At 37.2% G+C, this 19,343-nt stretch carries 16 protein-coding genes; all 16 read left to right on the forward strand.

From position 1 onward, the window contains the following. The first annotated feature begins 124 nt into the window (after positions 1-124). The 16 genes from QNH69_RS04010 to QNH69_RS04085 all read left to right on the forward strand — a co-directional run bounded on the left by QNH69_RS04010 (position 125) and on the right by QNH69_RS04085 (position 19,336). Entirely contained in the window at positions 125-1,300 is a 1,176-nt protein-coding gene (locus QNH69_RS04010) for a DUF819 family protein (RefSeq protein ID WP_282929307.1), read from the forward strand. Positions 1,301-1,502: 202 nt separating this feature from the next. Next, positions 1,503-5,777 (forward strand): 2-hydroxyacyl-CoA dehydratase, encoded by a 4,275-nt coding sequence (locus QNH69_RS04015; RefSeq protein ID WP_282929308.1) that lies wholly within the window; start codon positions 1,503-1,505, stop codon positions 5,775-5,777. An 87-nt stretch (positions 5,778-5,864) separates the two neighbouring features. Further along, the gene (locus tag QNH69_RS04020; RefSeq protein WP_282929309.1) at positions 5,865-7,082 is read left to right on the forward strand and encodes an LCP family protein; all 1,218 of its coding nucleotides are present in this window, start codon (positions 5,865-5,867) and stop codon (positions 7,080-7,082) included. 17 nt (positions 7,083-7,099) lie between these two features. Further along, positions 7,100-8,119: a type 2 isopentenyl-diphosphate Delta-isomerase gene (fni, locus tag QNH69_RS04025; protein ID WP_282929310.1), complete on the forward strand. Its 1,020-nt coding sequence runs from the start codon at positions 7,100-7,102 to the stop codon at positions 8,117-8,119. A gap of 956 nt (positions 8,120-9,075) precedes the next feature. Then, positions 9,076-9,711, forward strand: coding sequence for an NfeD family protein (locus QNH69_RS04030; protein WP_282929311.1), 636 nt, complete (start codon positions 9,076-9,078; stop codon positions 9,709-9,711). Next, positions 9,699-10,646: a flotillin-like protein FloA gene (floA, locus tag QNH69_RS04035; RefSeq protein ID WP_044566485.1), complete on the forward strand. Its 948-nt coding sequence runs from the start codon at positions 9,699-9,701 to the stop codon at positions 10,644-10,646. The genes QNH69_RS04030 and floA overlap by 13 nt, the downstream gene beginning before the upstream one ends. Continuing rightward, positions 10,639-11,202, forward strand: coding sequence for a hypothetical protein (locus QNH69_RS04040; protein WP_282929312.1), 564 nt, complete (start codon positions 10,639-10,641; stop codon positions 11,200-11,202). The genes floA and QNH69_RS04040 overlap by 8 nt, the downstream gene beginning before the upstream one ends. A gap of 80 nt (positions 11,203-11,282) precedes the next feature. Beyond that, positions 11,283-12,239 carry a PhoH family protein gene (locus QNH69_RS04045; RefSeq protein WP_049944475.1) on the forward strand — a complete coding sequence of 319 codons (957 nt, stop codon included), beginning with the start codon at positions 11,283-11,285 and terminating at the stop codon, positions 12,237-12,239. Positions 12,240-12,251: 12 nt separating this feature from the next. Beyond that, positions 12,252-12,701 (forward strand): rRNA maturation RNase YbeY, encoded by a 450-nt coding sequence (ybeY, locus tag QNH69_RS04050; RefSeq protein ID WP_282929313.1) that lies wholly within the window; start codon positions 12,252-12,254, stop codon positions 12,699-12,701. Next, positions 12,694-13,539: a diacylglycerol kinase gene (locus tag QNH69_RS04055; RefSeq protein WP_282929314.1), complete on the forward strand. Its 846-nt coding sequence runs from the start codon at positions 12,694-12,696 to the stop codon at positions 13,537-13,539. Before ybeY ends, QNH69_RS04055 begins: the two co-directional genes overlap by 8 nt. Further along, positions 13,536-13,937 (forward strand): cytidine deaminase, encoded by a 402-nt coding sequence (gene cdd, locus QNH69_RS04060; RefSeq protein WP_282929315.1) that lies wholly within the window; start codon positions 13,536-13,538, stop codon positions 13,935-13,937. Before QNH69_RS04055 ends, cdd begins: the two co-directional genes overlap by 4 nt. Further along, on the forward strand, positions 13,934-14,815 hold the full coding sequence (era, locus tag QNH69_RS04065) for a GTPase Era (RefSeq protein WP_282929316.1): 882 nt from the start codon (positions 13,934-13,936) through the stop codon (positions 14,813-14,815). Before cdd ends, era begins: the two co-directional genes overlap by 4 nt. Beyond that, positions 14,760-15,566 (forward strand): DNA repair protein RecO, encoded by an 807-nt coding sequence (recO, locus tag QNH69_RS04070; RefSeq protein WP_349252248.1) that lies wholly within the window; start codon positions 14,760-14,762, stop codon positions 15,564-15,566. Before era ends, recO begins: the two co-directional genes overlap by 56 nt. Position 15,567: 1 nt before the next feature. After that, a complete protein-coding gene (gene glyQ / locus QNH69_RS04075) occupies positions 15,568-16,452 on the forward strand; it encodes a glycine--tRNA ligase subunit alpha (RefSeq protein WP_282929317.1) in 885 nt (294 codons plus the stop codon). Then, complete coding sequence (gene glyS / locus QNH69_RS04080; protein WP_282929318.1) at positions 16,445-18,508, forward strand: glycine--tRNA ligase subunit beta; 2,064 nt, start codon at positions 16,445-16,447, stop codon at positions 18,506-18,508. The genes glyQ and glyS overlap by 8 nt, the downstream gene beginning before the upstream one ends. 9 nt (positions 18,509-18,517) lie before the next feature. Next, positions 18,518-19,336: a pyruvate, water dikinase regulatory protein gene (locus QNH69_RS04085; RefSeq protein WP_282929319.1), complete on the forward strand. Its 819-nt coding sequence runs from the start codon at positions 18,518-18,520 to the stop codon at positions 19,334-19,336. Positions 19,337-19,343: the final 7 nt, after the last annotated feature.

The following is a 19,343-nucleotide window of genomic DNA, read 5'->3' on the forward strand; positions in this document are numbered from 1 at the left end:
AATTTTCACCTAGTATTGCTAGGTGTTTTTTTATTCTGCTATTTTATCAGAGAAACTTGTCATTAATTATTTTATTATTATAAAAAATAGTTTATAATAATAAAATAAAGTTTAAGGAGAGTTTATGACTAATACTTTGATAAGTCCAGACAATATTTGGATGATTTGGGCGGTTTTATTAATTATTGTTGTCCTTGCTATGACAATCGAGAAAAAATATAAGTGGGGGAAAGTTTTAACTGGGGCAGTTATTGCTCTGATTTTTGCTGTGATTCTCACCAACTTGAAGGTTTTGCCTATGGAGTCAACAGTTTATGACACTGTTTGGGACTATGCTATTCCACTTTCTATTCCTATGCTCTTATTTAGGTCAAATATGAGAAAGATTTTTAAGGAATCTGGCAAAATGCTCTTACTTTTTACCATTGGTTCAATAGGAACTGTGCTTGGAGCCTTTCTTGCCTTTGGATTACTCAAAAATGCCATTCCAAACTTAGGAAGCGTCGCTGGAATGATGACTGGATCATACATTGGTGGAGGAGTCAATTTTGTAGCTTTAAGCCAAGTCTTTGACCTTGATAAGACCATGGTTTCAGCAACTACTGTAGCTGACAATTTCAATATGGCTATTTATTTTGTAATCCTATCAGCTTTGCCAAATATAGGATTTTTTAGGAAAAATTTCATCCAATCAGAAGCAAGTAACGAACACAAGGATGAATTTAACAAGAAAACCTATATATCAACCTTTGATTTGGCAATAATATTTGCAACATCTGCTGCTATAGTTGCAGTGAGTAATGTTATTGCAGGATTCTTTGCAGCAAAAATACCAACAACAAACGCCTTTAGCCTCTTGTTGAATCAACTTTTTGGCAATCCATACCTTATAATAACAACATTAACTATGATACTTACCACAACTTTTCCAAAATATTTTGAAAAGATAAGCGGAGCCGAAGAAGTTGGTTCATTTTTGATTTATATTTTCTTTGTAGTAATAGGAGTGCCAGCAAGCATACCACTTATCATAAAAACAGCACCACTACTTTTAGTATTTTGCTTTATAATGGTAGTAGTAAATATGCTTATGGTTTTATTGGGATCAAAACTATTGAAAGTATCCCTACAAGAAGCAATCATAGCATCCAACGCAAATATAGGAGGTCCATCAACAGCTGCAGCCATGGCCATATCAAAAGGCTGGTACCATCTGATAGGCCCAGGAATATTCGCAGGCCTCTTTGGCTATATAATAGGGAATTATCTAGGAACAATAGTAGGAAATGTACTAATGTAAAAGAGTCTTTATGGCTCTTTTTTCTTTTGTCATATTGCAAAAATTTTTTTATAGTATTTAATGAATTATGTACCGACATTTGCTGATTAATTCCTAGTAATTCACTTGGAATTAAGGCCCGTTTTGCGGTAGAATGTTAGTGTTAACTTTAAGGGAAATAAGTTATTTTTTAGATAACTTTTTTATAATAGAAAGGCTTTTTATGAATTTACATATGGGTCTTGATGTAGGGTCTACTACTGTAAAAATTGTGATTACAGATGAGAACTTTAATACCCTATACCAAGTATATAGAAGACATAAGTCTGATGTTAAAGAAACTGTAAGGGCTGTCCTTAATGAAGCTTTTGAGGAGTTTAAGGATGATTATATTACTATAAATGTTACTGGTTCTGGAGGAATGTTCCTTGAAAAGTATATGGGAATCAATTTCGTCCAAGAAGTTATTGCAGAAACTGCTGCAATTAGAAAATTTATTCCAGAAACCGATGTTGTAATAGAGCTTGGTGGTGAGGATAGCAAGATTACCTACCTATCAGGTTCTGTTGAACAAAGAATGAACTCAATCTGTGCTGGTGGTACAGGTGCCTTTATAGATCAAATGGCAGCACTTCTTGATACAGATGCATCTGGTCTAAATGACCTATCACAAAATTATAAGAAAATATACCCAATAGCTTCTCGTTGTGGGGTATTTGCAAAAACTGATATCCAAGCCCTTATGAACCAAGGGGCAAGTCGTGAAGATATTGCAATCTCAGTTTTTCAATCAGTTGTTAACCAAACTATATCAAACCTCGCCTGTGGTAGGCCTATAAAGGGTAATGTCACATTTTTGGGTGGACCACTTCACTTTTTGCCAGCCCTAAGAGACAGGTTTGTAGAAACTTTGGGAGAAGATGGTAATACATTCACAACTCCAGAGGATGCTCAACTTTATGTGGCAAAGGGCGCAGCTATCCTATCTGCAGAAAATGAAGAATATATTGCCTACAAAGACTTGATAAAGGAACTTAAAAAAGAATTGCCAGAAGATATGGAAATGACCAAGAAACTTGAACCACTTTTCACTTCTGAGAAAGAATACGAAGACTTTGTAGCAAATCATAAGACAGACCAAGTTATCTATGATGATATTAAGACTTATGAGGGACCGATATATGTAGGTATTGATGCGGGTTCCACAACTAGCAAGATGGTTTGGATTACAGAAGATGCCCACATCATCCATGAAGATTATAGGATGAATTTAGGTCGCCCACTTGAAGTTGTAATATCTATGCTAAAAGACGCCTATGCCAAGAAAAATCCAAAGGCATATATAGCATCATCTGGCATATGTGGCTACGGGGAGGACTTCATAAAAAACGCCCTCCATGTAGATAATGGTGAGGTAGAAACTATAGCCCACTATTCTGCGGCCAAATTTTTCAATCCTCATGTAGACTTTATCTTAGATATTGGTGGACAAGATATGAAGGCCATGCATATCAGAGAAGGGATAATCGACTCTATCCAGCTTAACGAAGCTTGTTCATCTGGTTGTGGTTCATTTTTATCAACATTTTCTGCATCAGTGGGAATGAGTGTAGAAGAATTCCAACAAAAAGCACTATTTGCCAAAGAGCCAGCAGACCTAGGAAGCCGTTGTACAGTTTTTATGAACTCCAAGGTCAAGCAAGCCCAAAAAGAAGGTTCAGAAGTTGGAGATATAGCGGCAGGTCTTTGCTATTCTGTAATCAAAAATGCTATTCAAAAAGTAATCAAGGTTCGTGATCCAAAGTCCCTTGGCGAAAATATAGTAGTCCAAGGGGGAACTTTCTACGGAGATGCTATACTTAGAGCCTTTGAAAAAATCACGGGCAGAAAAACCACAAGACCAGAGATAGCTGGACTTATGGGTGCTATGGGTATGGCCCTTATCAGCAAAGACAAGTCTACTGGCCAATCTTCATTGGCAGACATAGATGAACTTGAAAACTTCACTTATAAGCAAAAAAGTGCCCGCTGTGGTCTATGCACCAACAATTGCTCTCTAATCATTAACGTATTTCCTGACGGTTCTAGATATGTGACAGGAAATAGATGTGAAAGAGGTGCTGGTGTCAAAAAAGAAGAGACCATGGCTGATTTGAATATGTACAAATTCAAAAACGAACTTCTTTTCGATAGAAAGACTTTGGGAGATGCGGCTCGCATGGGTAGAGTTGGCATGCCTAGGGTTCTCAATATCTACGAAGATTACCCATTCTGGCACAAGTTTTTCACCTCTCTTGGCTTTGATGTAGTTCTATCTGGCAAGAGTGACAGGCAAATGTATGAGAAAGGAATTTCCTCAATCTCATCTGAAACAGCTTGCTATCCAGCCAAACTTGCCCACGGCCATATAGAAGATTTGGCAGCTCGTGATGACTTGGATTTGATATTTTACCCTGCAGTTTTCTATGAATACAAGCAATTTGACAAGGCCCAAAACCACATGAACTGCCCAGTTGTTTCTGGTTATCCTGACCTTATCAAAAACAACGTAGAAAGCCTAGAGGGTAAAAATTATATGAATCCTTACCTATCTCTAGAGAGCGAAAAAATTATCAGAGATAGATTAATAGAAGAATTTGAGGGCTACAGCCACAATGGCAATGTTCTTAAAAAGAAAGAGATTAAAAATGCAGTAGCAGCTGCTTGGCAAGAACTCCAAGACTACCACGATCAAATAAGGATTCGTGGTAAGGAAATAATTGACTATGTAAATGCTAACAAGCTAAATGCCATAGTCCTTGCTGGCCGTCCTTACCATATTGACCCAGAAGTCAACCACGGCATACCAGAACTTATAGAGGGAATGAAGATCCCAGTAATTTCTGAAGACGCAGTTGCCTACAACATCAAAGATATAGATGCCCAGGTTCGTGTACTAGACCAATGGTCCTACCATGCAAGACTTTATAGGGCTGCAGAATATGTAGCGGACAATCCAAATCTTCAACTAATCCAACTAAATTCCTTTGGTTGTGGTCTAGATGCTGTTACAACCGACCAAGTTCAAGATTTATTAGAAGCTCACGGCAAAATCTATACACTACTAAAGATAGACGAAGTATCAAACCTTGGTGCCATCAAAATCAGAATAAGATCCCTTCTCCAAGCCTTAAACCAAAAGAAAATGGAAGGTATTGAGTTTAAGACAGACCTAGATAGATTGGATTATTCTACACCAGAATTTACCAAGAAGATGGTTGAGGAAGGTTACACAATCCTTGCCCCACAAATGGCCAGGGAACACTTTAGAATCCTAGGCCCAGTCTTCCACCATTATGGTATTAATATAGAATTTTTAGACCATGTAAATGATAAGGTCCTAGACCAAGGGCTAAAATACGTAAATAACGACTCCTGCTATCCATCAATTACAGTAGTTGGTCAATTTATGGAAGCTGTCAACTCTGGTAGGTACGATACCGATAAGCTTGCAATAGTGATGACCCAAACAGGGGGAGCTTGCAGGGCAAGTAACTACGTTGGCTACATCAGAAAGGGTCTTCGAGATGCAGGATATCCAGATATTCCAGTAATTGCAATATCAGCCCAAGGAATCGAAACTAACTCTGGTTTTGACCTTAGAAAACCATCTGCTATACCATTTTTCAAGAGAGGCTTTAGGGCGATAATCTTTGGGGACTTGATAAATAGAGTCGCAAACGCAACTAGACCTTATGAAGTGGAAAAGGGAGCAACAGATAAGCTCAAAGAAGACTGGATTAGTCGTCTTGAAGTACTTGCTCCAACAATGACAGATAGAGAATATAAGGCTACCGTAAAAGAAATAGTAGAAGATTTTGATAATATTCCAGTGAAAGATATCAAAATTCCAAAGGCAGGAATCGTAGGAGAAATCCTTGTAAAATTCTTGCCAGAAGCTAATAATAACCTACAAAAGGTCCTAGAAGCTGAGGGGGCTGAGGTAATCCTACCAGATCTTACAGACTTCTTTATGTATTGTATGAAAAACTCAGAACTTAAGGCAGATATTTATAAAAAGTCCAAAATTTCTGCTGGAATTGGGAAAATCGGAATAAGCATTGTCGAATCCTACAGAAAACCAGTAAGACAAGCCTTAAGAGAATCAAAGAGATTTAACGAGCCGGAATACATCGACCAAATCGTAGAATACGCATCAGATGTAACAAGCCTTGGCAACCAAGCCGGTGAAGGCTGGCTACTAGCAGGTGAAATGGTAGAGTTGATTCACGCTGGAGCACCAAACATAGTCTGCATCCAACCATTCGGATGCTTGCCAAACCACATAACAGGTAAGGGTGTTATGAAAAAAATCAGAGAAGAATACCCTGAGGCCAATATCGTGGCCATAGACTATGACCCAGGTGCAAGTGAGGTCAACCAAATCAACCGTGTCAAGCTAATGATGAGCCAGGCACGTGACAATTTGAAGCAAAAAGAAATGGCGAATAATAATTAACTATTGAGGGGCTTAGGCCTCTCTTTTTGATTTCAATAAAATGCCATTGATGGTATAATCTTTCTTAAGTAAAAGAAAGAGAGATATATGAAAGCTAAAAGATTTTTTATTACACTTCTTGTAATACTTGTAGGATTTTTCGGATCAAAATTTATACTAGACAGACTTGAAGCTAGCCAAAGATTCAATATCAATGGCAACGAAAACATAATAAACGATGACGCAATAAACAAAGAAGAAGGCCAATATTTGATACTCTTAGTTGGAGTTGATAAGAACGGTAATGACGACAATACTGACTTTACTAGAACAGATACAATTATGCTCATAAGTGCTGACACAAAGACCGGTGAAATGGAGCTTATGTCCATACCTCGTGACTCAAGGGTGAAGATTAGAGACAAGTTTGACAAGGTAAACCACGCCCACGCCTTTGGAGGAATTGAGCTTACTATGCAAACCCTAAGGCAATTCTTGGGCCTTGACATAGACTATTATGTCCAAGTCAACTACCAAGCCTTGATAAACATAGTCGATGCCCTAGGTGGTGTAGACTATGATGTTCCAGAAGGTATCAACATCCACAAGGGTAAAGTAAAAATAAATCCAGGACCAAACCACCTAGATGGTAACGAAGTTATGTGGTATCTAAGAACCAGAAACATCTACAACAACGGAGACATAGGTAGGGTCAATACCCAACAAGCCTTTGTAAAAGCTATGGTAGATGAGATGGTCAAAAAGTCAAAAGATATGAACTTGATGACCTTTATCTCAAACTATATCAAATATGTAAAAACAAATCTACCAATGAGTGCTATGCTTGACTTGGCAGGCCATATCAATAGTTTTTCATCAGACAAAATGTCCACCCATACAGTTCCTGGTATGGAGCAGACCATAAATGGAACAAGCTATTGGATACCAGATTATGATAAGACCTGGCAAATTGTAGATGATAGTTATAGCAACTTCAAACTCAAAAATTGGAAAAAGGAAGACTCTGGTTACGAAGAATACAAGGACTTTGGGCAAATCGAAGACCAATCACAAACATCTGGCATTATAGAAAAAAAAGATGATGGTCAAGCAGAAGAGGCCCCTGTTCCAGAAACTCAAACAATACCAATGCAAAACAACAAGCAAAATTGGCAAGCACCAGCCCAAAATAACAACGAGTCATACCAAGCGCCAGCAGAAAATTATAATAATGATTATGTTGATGATGGTGGCTACGAAGAGTACGAAATAATAGAAATAACTACAACCACGACAGAAGAAGTGCCAGTTGAACAAGGAGAGTAGATCCTCAAGGAGGAAAGATGGATAGGCAAAGACGTCAAAGAAAAGACCAACACATAGAAAATTATCTAAAAACTAGAACAAGAGGAACAACCCTCCTAGACTGCGTATATATAGAGCACAATGCCCTATCAGACGTATCATTAAAGCAAATCGATACATCAGTTGAATTTATGGGCCAAAAGATTGCTATGCCCCTCATGGTAGATGCAATCACAGGTGGAGGCGATTCTTCAGCGAGCATAAATGAAGATTTATCTTCCATATGTGAAAGCATCAATATACCCATGGCAGTAGGAAGTGAATCTATAGCCCTCACAGATGAATCTAGCAGAGAGTCATTTGAACTAGTGAAATTAAAAGAAGATTTATTAAGGATAGGAAATTTGGGCTTTGAAAGAGACTATGAAGATTTTATATTTGCCAGAGACCTCATAGACGCCAAGGCTATGCAAGTCCACCTAAACATCGCCCAAGAGCTTGTGATGAAAGAAGGAGACAATGATTTCCACTCCTCAATAGATATAATAGGAGAACTAGTAGAAAAATTCCCCTATCCAATCATAGTAAAAGAAACAGGATCGGGCATATCAAAAGAAGTAGCCCAAAAACTAATAGAAAAAAATGTCCAATACATTGACGTTGCAGGCAAGGGTGGAACCAACTTCATAGAAATAGAAGACCTAAGAGACTTCGAAATGGACTATTCCGACCTTTACAACTGGGGCATACCAACAGCAAAATCTATAATAGATGTTAGAAGCGTATCAGATGATGTATTTATCATAGCATCAGGTGGCATAAAAACAGCCATGGATGTAGTAAAATCAATAATCATAGGAGCAGATATGGCAGCCATGACTGGAGAAGTTCTAAACTACCTATTAAGAGGTGGCTACCAAGCCTGCGAAGACTTCCTAAAAGAAGTCAACCACAAAATAAAAATTATAATGGCTCTACTAGGAGTAAGAAACATAGAAGAACTTAAAAAAGTAGATTATAAACTCATAGGAGAGCTAAAAGAATTAGTAGAAGGCTAGGAACCCCTGGTCTTTTTTCATGGAAAAAAGAGGAAAAAAGCTTTTTTATTTGAATGAATATATTTTTTTATTAATTTATTCTTTATAAGGAGCATTTCTTAAGCAACGGTTATTCTAGAGGGGAGCTCTGTCAAGAACCAACTGAAGGATTTTTTAAAGAAAACAGAAATGAAACATTTCTCTTTTAGTTCAAAAGTTTTGAATGTCTTATATTCTTTCTCTTATTTTAGGCTATACCCTTGTACCTCGGGGGATAGGAATTAGGGGTAGCGGAGACCCCTTTTTCCTTTCCCCCGATCCCCCTAAACCTTCTATACCCCCACCGCTCCTGCGGAGAGCAATGAGCAGTAGAAGTTTGCTTCGCAAATTCTTTTATTTTGATTTTATTAACTACCTGTATTATTCCAACACACCTGTCATTCTTGAGGGAGCTAAAGCGACCGAAGGATCTTTATCTACAACATTAATCTACTAAAAATCATATAGCTTAATATAGCTTAGAGGTGGAAAAAATTGGTGTTTTTAAATCTCATAATTTCGTTTGGAAAATCGCACTGTTTGAGCGTAGCGAGTTTGCGATTTTTAGAAATTTGAGATTGATAAAACCCAATTTTTGATGTAGATATAATACTCCGCCCCACGCGAGTGGCAGAGGGGTGCAATGGGTCGGGGGTCCGGGGAAGGGCAAAAGGGGCCTCTGCCGCCCCTACCGCCCTGCTCCCCGGAGTCGAAGGTATATCATAAAATAATAACTAAATTTAAGATATTTATTCCATAATAAATAAAAAATATTTCTTTATAAATGCTTATTTATTCCATTGAGCAATAAACAATTTAGTTATAGATATTTAGAAAATATCTATTGGTCATTATTTTACTTATATTTAATCAATTTTATTGCAATTTTTCACGTTTTATATGATAATTAACCTATAAAATATAGGAAGGTGGTAAAGATGCTTAATAATGATGTAACTATTGCTTTAAGTTTTATATTGGCAGTTATTTCACTGATATCTGTTCTGTTTACTGATAAGAAAATTCTTTTTGCCATAATTACTATTGGTCTTTTTGGATTTTTCTATTATCAAAATTCAATACACAATGTAGCAGATAATATGACTATCGTTACCTTTGTTATGGGAATCTCTTTGTTAGCCCTTGAGATTTTCATTCCTAGTTTTGGCATTATTGGTATCATTGGTACAATTTTGACTGTCTATTCTGTTATGGATAGCTATGAAAATAGTGAGACTGGAATAGCTGTTTTAGTTTTATCTGCTCTTGCTATAATTCTTACTGTGACAATTTATGTCAAGTTAGGTTTTTCTAATAATCTTTTTGACTCTTTTGTTTTAAAGAATGAAAATTCGGCACAAAGAGGCTTCAATAGCAAAAAAGATTATAGTGATTTGATAGGCAAGACTGGCAAATCTAAGACTATTCTTAGACCGACAGGTAGGGTTGAGATTGATGGCATATCCTATGATGCAAAGAGCGATTCCGATTTTATCGCAAAAGAGAAAGATGTTGAGGTTACTGGCATTCGTGATGGCCACATAATAGTAAAGGAGAAAATATGGACTTTATAATACCAGCAGCAATTATAATAATCGTACTTATAGTATTTTTCACAATGGTTCCAGTGGGACTTTGGATTACAGCTAGATTTTCGGGAGTTAACATTTCAATGGCAAGCCTTGTTGCTATGCGTTTTAGAAGGCTAAATCCTAATCTAATTGTAAATGCTCTTATCAAATCCCACCAAGCAGGTATTCCAATTAGAACTGAAGACTTGGAAAGTCACTACCTAGCAGGTGGTAACATCAACCAAGTTGTTGATGCCCTTATAGCAGCAGAACGTGCAAATATTGACTTAACATTTGAACAAGCAGCAGCAATCGACCTTGCTGGTCGTAATGTGTTCGAAGCTGTACAAGTTTCTGTAACACCAAAGGTTATCAATACACCAGTGATTGCAGCAGTTGCAAAAAACGGTATTGAAGTAAAAGTTATTGCAAAAGTAACTGTTCGTGCCAACATAGATAGACTTGTCGGTGGTGCCGGTGAAGAAACAATCATAGCCCGTGTTGGTGAAGGTATTGTAACAACAGTTGGTTCTGCAGATTCTCATGCCCAAGTTTTGGAAAACCCAGACAATATTTCCCAAACAGTTTTACTAAAGGGTCTTGATTCTGGTACAGCTTACGAAATCTTATCAATAGACATAGCTGATGTGGATGTCGGACGTAACGTAGGTGCAGAACTTCAACGTGACCAAGCTGAAGCTGATAAGAATATTGCCCAAGCCAAAGCCGAAGAACGCCGTGCCCAAGCTATTGCCCTTGAACAAGAAAACAAGGCAAAAGTTGTGGAAGCAGAAGCAAGAATACCAGAAGCTATTGCAAAGGCCTTTGAAGAAGGCAATCTTGGCATCATGGACTATTACAATATGAGAAATGTGAATGCAGATACAAAAATGCGTGAAAGCCTATCAGATGTAGATTCTGGTGATTTTGATGTCTAGGAAAAACAATAAGAAAAACTCCTACAAATCCTTTGATGATTGGCTAAACTCTGCCAAGAAATCAATAAATGAGTTTAAAGAAGAAATCGAAAGAGAACTAGAAGAAGAGGAAAATAAGAAAAAAGCCTCAGAATCCTCTGGCAAAAAGACAGTATATAGAAGATTTTCTGACAATGCTGACCTAAAAGAGCTTTTTCCAAGACCACAAAAGTCTAATCCTAGCCAAACTATAATGGATAAGAAATCCCACGAGGGCAATGTTAATCCAAAGGGAAGTATTAGTGGTAGTCCTATCATGGGCAATGAGGGAGATCCAGTAAATCCAGAGCTTAGAAAGAGGCTTGAAGAAAAAAGACGAGCTGAAAGAAATGCAGCAAGAAAAAAAGAAGAGAAGCTATCTATAGAAAGCTACAAGAGAAAATCTGTCAAAGAAGCTGAAAAGAAAGCTCAGATATCTTCTTTCAAAAAGTCTTTGAAAAACAAAGAAACATTTAGAAAGGCAATCCTTGCCTCAGAAATCCTAGGCCCTCCACTTTCTAAAAGAAATAATCATTAAAAAAGGTATAATAGAAAGACAAGAAAGCAATCGGAGGGATTGATATTAATAGAAGTATTAAGATAGATAATCAAAATGATATAAGAACCCTATTTGGAAATTTTGATTCCAATAGAAAATATATAGAAGAACGTTTCAATACAAAAATAAAACTTGCTGACGATGGAATTGAAGTAAGTGGCGAAGGCATAAACACAGAATTTGCCAAAGAGCTAATCATAGAACTATTAAATGAAATCAAGAAAAATGGTTCTATCGACTTTCAAAAGATAAAGTACCATGCAGATATGCTTGAACGCGAAAACAAGGATGTGATAAAACAAGCCTTGGATGATGCAATCATCACAACAGCAACAGGTAAGCCAATCAAACCAAAGACCTTGGGCCAACAAGCCTACATCGAAAAGATCAAAAACAATGATGTAGTCTTTGGCATTGGTCCAGCTGGTACAGGCAAAACCTACCTTGCAGTAGCCATGGCAGTAAGAAGTTTCAAGCAAGGTGAAGTCAATAGAATAATTTTGACTCGCCCTGCAGTTGAAGCTGGTGAAAGCCTTGGTTTCTTGCCAGGAGATTTGCAAGATAAGGTTGATCCATATCTTAGACCCCTTTATGATGGACTTTTTGAAATCCTGGGCTTTGAAACCTACCAAGGTTTTGTTGAAAAAGGCATGATAGAAGTAGCTCCCCTTGCTTACATGAGAGGTAGGACCTTGGATAATGCCTTTGTCATCCTAGATGAGGCTCAAAACACCACAAGTGAGCAAATGAAGATGTTTTTGACTCGCTTGGGATATGGATCAAAGGCCATCATAACAGGTGATAAGACTCAGGTAGACCTTCCAAGAGGTAGGATGAGTGGGCTAAAAACAGCCGAACGCATATTAAAAAATATCAATGGCATAGGCTTTCAAAACTTCTCGTCAATAGATGTTGTTAGACACCCGCTTGTACAAAAGATAATCGACGCTTACGACAGAGATGACCAAGCAAGAGAAGCAAAAAAACTTGAAGCAAAGAACAAAGAAGCTGAATAAAGTAGGTAGTAAATGAATCTTTTAATCACAAATGAAACTAATGAAAAAATAGAAATGGATGAGAAGTTAGAGAGCGTTATAAAAACAGTCCTTGAAACTGAGGGGCTTTCTTTGGCTTATGAAGTTTCTATTACTTTTGTAGATAAAGATGAGATTCACCAATTAAATAAAGAATTTAGGAAAGTAGATAGGCCAACAGATGTCCTATCTTTTCCTATGGATACAGACTTTATGGTTGAGGGTGTAGATGCCATGCTTGGCGATATTGTCATTTGCATGGATGTGGCAAAGGAACAAGCGAGAGACCTTGGCCATAGCCTAGATCGAGAGATAATGTATCTAACCTGCCATTCTACCTTGCATCTTTTGGGCTACGATCATATGAATGATGATGAGAAAAGAGAAATGCGTGCCCGCGAAAAAGAAGTTATGAAAATCTTGGGGGTCTTCAAAAATGACTGATAAGACTGATAGAGACCTTTTAAAAGAAGAACTTAAAAACGAAATCTTAGACGAATGGCGCAGAGAGGAAGATAGAAAAGAAGCTGCCCAGCAAAAGTTACACGAAAGGAATTTTGAAAAGGAAGAACTTTCCCATGGACAAAAGTTTCTAAAAGGCTTTGACTATGCCTACGAGGGCTTGGTTTGGGCCATCAACCATGAGAAAAATATGAAATTCCACTTGCTAATACTGGCCATACTTCTTGTAGGATCACTCTTCTTTAACCTATCTAGGGTTGAGATGATTACCTTGGTATTTGCAGTTTGTTTTGTCCTAGGCTTTGAGCTATTGAACACTTCCATAGAACAGGCAGTAAACCTAGCCAGTGGGGGCAAGTATTCATCCTTTGCCAAGGCTAGCAAGGACCTATCTGCTGCTGCAACCTTTATTGCTGCCCTAAATGCACTTTTTGTTGCTTATATGATATTTTTTGACAAATTTTTGGACTTTTATAATTCAGTTTTTGTGAGGATTACCAGAAGACCATCACACTTGGCAGTGATTACCATAGCCTTGGTTATTGTTGTCACAATATTTTTAAAGGGTATTTTCTATGAGGGACACGGTACAGCCTTCAAGGGTGGCTTTGTGAGTGGACATACCTCCCTTGCCTTTTGTATTGCTACCATAGGCATACTTTTGGTCGATGAACCACTAGTAAGGCTAATGTTTGCAGGTCTTGCTGTAATAGTTGCAGAAAGTAGGTATGAGGCTGATATTCACTCCATACCAGAGATATTTAGAGGAGCCATACTTGGTACATCCATGGCTATGGCTATATTTGGGATATTTTCATGAATGAGATTAAAGAATTAATACAAATGGCCCTAGACAACAAGGATAATTCTTACTCCCCTTACTCACATTTCAGAGTTTCATCAGTAGTAAAAACTAAGTCAGGAGCTATATATAAGGGAGTAAATATTGAAAATGCTGCATATTCGCCAAGTCTTTGTGCCGAAAGGTCAGCAATGAGTGCGGCCATCAGCAATGGTGAAAGAGACTTTTCCTATATTGTCATAAATGGCGATAGCAGGGATACTTTTCCTTGTGGAGTTTGCAGGCAATTTATCAGAGAATTTGCAGATTCTGACACCAAAATTGTAATAGCAAATTCTATAGATGATTACAAAGAATACACAATAGAAGAACTTTTGCCATATAGTTTTTCAAATGAGGACTTAAAAGATATATGAAATCAGGATTTATATCAGTAGTAGGTAGAGCTAATGTTGGCAAATCAACCCTCATGGCCAAGATCTTGGGTGAGAAGATTTCTATAATTTCCAACAAGGCCCAAACTACCAGAGATAAAATACAAATAATATATAACGACGAGGAAAGTCAGATAATATTTATAGACACACCAGGTATCCAAACCCCATCCAACAAGCTTCAAGAAAAACTCTTTGAATTTTCAGAAGAAAGCTTGAAAGAATCGGATATAGTTACTTTTGTAGTGGACAATTCCCTAGAAATCGGTAGGCTTGATAATGAGATTATAGCTATGCTTGAAAGAATTCACCTTCCAAAAATCCTAGTCATAAACAAAGTTGACTTATTAAGGGAAGATGAACTTGACCAAATCAAAGAAAAATACCAAGATATGGATATGTTTGATCAAATTATTGGGATTTCAGCACTAGAAGATAAAAATGTCAAGGCTTACATAGAAGCTATCAAGTCCATGCTAGATGAGGGCCCAGCCTATTACGATAGGGATATGATAACTGATAAGAGCGAACGCTTTATTGTATCAGAGATTATCCGTGAAAAGGCTCTAAATAACCTAAGCCAAGAAGTTCCTCATGGCATAGCCGTTCGCATAGATAATTTCAAAGAAAGGGAAAACAAGAGACTTATTGATATTGATGCAACAATCATAGTTGAAAGGAATTCTCACAAGGAAATTGTCATCGGCAAGGGGGGATCCATGGTCAAAAAAATCGGCATGGAAGCTAGAAAAGAGATCGAGACCTTCCTAGATTCAAAGGTCAATCTAAAGCTATGGGTCAAGGTTGAAAAAGATTGGCGCAAAAAAGAAAAAATGGTGGATAGATTTGGCTACAAATGACCTATCAGATGTGACAGGATTTATCCTAAGAGAATTCCCTTACAAAGAAACAAGCAAAATCTTGGAAGTTTTCACCAGGGAATATGGCAAAATTTCCGTAATAGCCAAGGGGATCAATGGGAAAAACAAATCATCTGCTACAAGTAGGCGCTTTGCCAAGGCGAATTTCAACCTCTATAAGTCTGGCAAAGACTTTTATGGCCTTAAGGAAATTAGCCTTATCAATGCCTATAGCAAGTCTAACAAAAATTTTGATGTGATATTGTATAAGTCGGCCATGGCAGATCTTTTATTAAGGACTATAGACCAAACTCAAATTGATGTGGTTTACAGACTCTTAGATAATAGTTTTTTGGCCTTTGAAAATGCAAGAGAAAACCAGTTAAATATTTTCTTGGCCTTTCTTTTGAAATATATATCATTTTCAGGATTTAAGCCAAACCTATCAACTTGCGGTGTTTGTGGGAAGAAGATTAACAATGAGGACTTGTATTTTTCCAATAGCCAAGCCTCTTTGATTTGTTCCGATGACAAATACCAGATTTATGATAAAATTTTTCTTACAAAAGAAGAATTTGTCTACCTAAAAAAATTATTATATACAAATTCAGAAGAACTTTCTTCTGTAAACTTAGTCAAATCAGTGGACAAAATGACTAAGCTAATTATTGACTACACCCTAGATAAGCTTGAAATAGCTAGATTTTCATCTATTGACTGGGTGTATAAGAAAGCTTTCGAAAGGAATTAATATGCTTTATTTTGAAGATTTAATACTAAAACTAGAACAGTATTGGATAGAAGCTGGCTGTTCGGTTATGTTTTCTTACGATACAGAAAAAGGTGCAGGAACTATGAACCCTCACACCTTCCTTAGGGCTCTTGGACCAGAACCATGGTCAGTTGTATATGTTGAGCCAAGCCGCCGTCCAGCAGATGGCCGCTATGGGGAAAACCCAAACAGGCTCTACCAACACCACCAATTACAAGTGCTCTTGAAGCCAACACCAGAAAATATCCAAGACCTATACCTAAAATGCCTAGAAACTATAGGCATAGATCCAAAAGAACACGACATCCGTTTTGTAGAGGATAACTGGGAATCACCAACTCTAGGAGCTTGGGGTCTTGGTTGGGAAGTATGGCTAGATGGCATGGAAATCACACAATTTACCTATTTCCAACAAGTTGGAGGCATCAACTGCGAGATTGAAAGTGGGGAGATTACAATTGGTCTAGAAAGACTTTGCATGTACCTACAAAATGTAGAAAGTGTTTACGACATCAAATGGTCAGAGAACTTGACTTATGGAGATGTCTTCAAACAAGCAGAGTATGAAAACTCAAAATATTCATTTGAAGATGCTGACAGCGATCTATTGATGAATTTATTTGATATTTACGAAAAAGAAGCCAATAGGCTCATTGACCTAGGTTTGATATATCCAGCCTACGACAATGTCCTAAAAACTAGCCACACCTTTAACACACTCGATGCAAAGGGAGCAATTTCAGTATCTGAAAGAAGCCACTACATCAAGAGAGTGCGTGATGTAAGTAGTAAGGTTGCAGAGAGATATTTACAAATTAGAGAAGAGCAAGGATACCCTCTTCTAAGAAAGGATAATGATGAGTAGATACTTATTAGAAATCGGTGTAGAAGAGATACCTTCAGATTATATTGACAAGACAAAGAGTCAATTAAAGGAAAAATTTGAAAAATTATTAGATGAAAACAAACTTACTTACGATCAAGTAAGGGTAGAATCAACACCTAGAAGATTTGCTATATTTATAGAAAATGTAAATGCAAATGAGTCTAGCGAGAAGATTTCAGTCAAAGGTCCAAGTGCAAAGATTGCCTACGATGAAAATGGCGAGCCAAGCAAGCCTTTATTAGGCTTTCTTAGAGGACAAAAGGCAGAGCTTTCTGATGTCATTGTAAAAGACTATAATGGCTCTGACTATATCTTCATAGAAAAAGAAGAAGAGAGCAAATCAGTAGCAGATGTTCTCAAGGAAAATGTATATGACCTTGTAAAATCTATTTCATTTAATAGGTCTATGCGCTGGGGTGGCAAATCAATCAGATGGGCAAGACCAATCAGATACTTTGTATCTATCCTAGATAATGAAGTCCTAGACTTTGATGCAGAAGGCATAAGAGTATCCAATGTCACAAAAGGACATAGAAGTCTTGGATCTGACCACATTGTAATAGATAAAATCGAAAATTATGAGAAATTATTAAAAGAAAACTATGTAATCCTTCCTTACAAGGAAAGAAGAGACACCATCCTCCGTGGCCTAAACAAGCACGACATGGAAAAGGGTGGGGAATACATGAAAGATGAGGCTCTACTTGATGAAGTCATAAACATAGTAGAATATCCAACAGTCCTAATTGGCGATATTGACCACAAGTACCTATCACTTCCAAAAGAAGTCATAGTAACACCAATGAAAGATCACCAAAGATACTTCCCAATGCTTGATGAAAACAAAAACCTCATGCCATACTTTATGCTGGTAAGAAATGGCGATGACAACCACAGCGAAAATGTAGTAGAGGGAAACAAAAAAGTATTGGTGGCAAGGCTTGAAGATGCCAAGTTCTTCTACGAACAAGATACAAATAAAAATCTAGAAGAATATGTGGAAGAATTGAAAAATCTAACATTCTTTGAAGGCTTGGGCTCCATGTACCAAAAGACCCAAAGGCTAGTAGAATTAACAGAGAAATTCCAACAAGAACTAAATCTTGGCGATGACATCAAAGAAGACCTAGCTCGTGCATCCTACCTTGCAAAAGCAGACTTGGTTACAAAGATGGTAATCGAGTTTACAGAATTACAAGGAACTATGGGCAAGATTTACGCTAAAGCTTCTGGCGAGGATCAAAGAGTAGCAAATGCCATAGAAGAACAGTACAAGCCAAAATCAGCAAATGACGATTTACCAGAATCAATGGTAGGCATAGTTCTATCCTTAGCTGATAAGATGGACTCAATAGTAGGTCTCTATGCCATAGAAAAATATGTAACAGGCAGCCAAGACCCATTTGCCCTAAGAAGGGCAGCTCTTGGACTTATCAATATTATCCTGGCAAACAACATAAATGTAGACCTAAAAGCCCTAGTAAACGATGCACTCATAGTTTATACAGAGAAAAATGGTCTTCCATTTGACTATGACCAAACTATGCAAAAAACTTTAGACTTTATCAAAGATAGACTAAAAAATATGTTAATCGATGAAGGTTATAGATACGATGTTGTAAACGCTGTGATTAACACAAGTGATTCCAATATCCTTAAGATCGACCAAAAAGTAAAGGCAGTAAGTGACTTTATCAAAGAAAATGACGAAGATTTGGCATATTTTACAAGAATAATAAATCTAACCAAAAATTCCAACGACACAAATATCGATACAAATCTTCTTGAAAATGATTTGGAAAAAGAATTTTATGAAGAAGTAGCAAATCTTCCTGAAGATGGTCTTGCAACAAGTGATGATTACAAAAATGAACTAGAGCTAATTGCTAAAACAGGATCAATTGGTAATAACTACCTAGACAATACAATGATAAATGTAGAAGATGAGGCCTTGAAATCAACAAGACTAGCTATGCTAAATATCTTGGCCAAGAGAATAAAAAAGGTATTTGACGTAAACGAAATTGTAAGATAGGAGATATGTATGCAAGATTGTCTAACTATTATAATAATTAGTGACTCGACAGGTGAGACTGCAAACACCTACCTAAAATCAGTAACAACTCAGTTTCCAGACCTTGAGACAAGGATTATAAGACGTCCAGATATCAGAAGTGAGGACGAAATCGACGAAATCATTAAAGAAATACCTGAATATTCTTTGATAGTCCAAACTATAGCAGACTATGACCTGGCACAATACCTAAGAGAGCTTTCAATAAAAAACAATATTGAAGTCTTAGACATCTTGGACTTTGGTATAGAAAAGTTTGAGAAAATTACTGGAAAAAAGGCCGTCAGAGTACCAGGTCTTACCCGTGCCCTATCCCAAGATTATTTCAATATGATAGAGGCCATAGAATTTGCCATCCAATATGACGATGGCAAGGACCCTAGGGGATTCTTAAAGTCTGATATAGTTCTCCTTGGAGTAAGCAGAACTAGTAAAACTCCAACAACTATGATTTTATCAACCAAAAATTACAAGGTTTCAAACTTGCCTTTGGTGCCAGAATCTAGACTGCCTCAAGAAATATTTGAAGTTGATCCAAGAAGGATAATTGGACTAATCATAGATCCAGACAAACTTGCTGACATAAGAGAGTCTAGGACCTTGGAATTGGGTCTTATAGGCAACTCTGTATACTACAAAGACCAAAGAATCCAAGCAGAACTTGCCTATGCCAAGGAAGTCTTCAGAGACTTGGATTGCAAGGTTATAGATGTAACCAACAACACTATAGAACAAACAGCAACAGAAATCGAAAGCTATTACAAGTCACAATTTGGCGAAGAAAATTAAAAAAAGA

The sequence above is a fragment of the Anaerococcus sp. Marseille-Q7828 genome, assembly GCF_949769285.1.
Lineage (GTDB): Bacteria > Bacillota > Clostridia > Tissierellales > Peptoniphilaceae > Anaerococcus.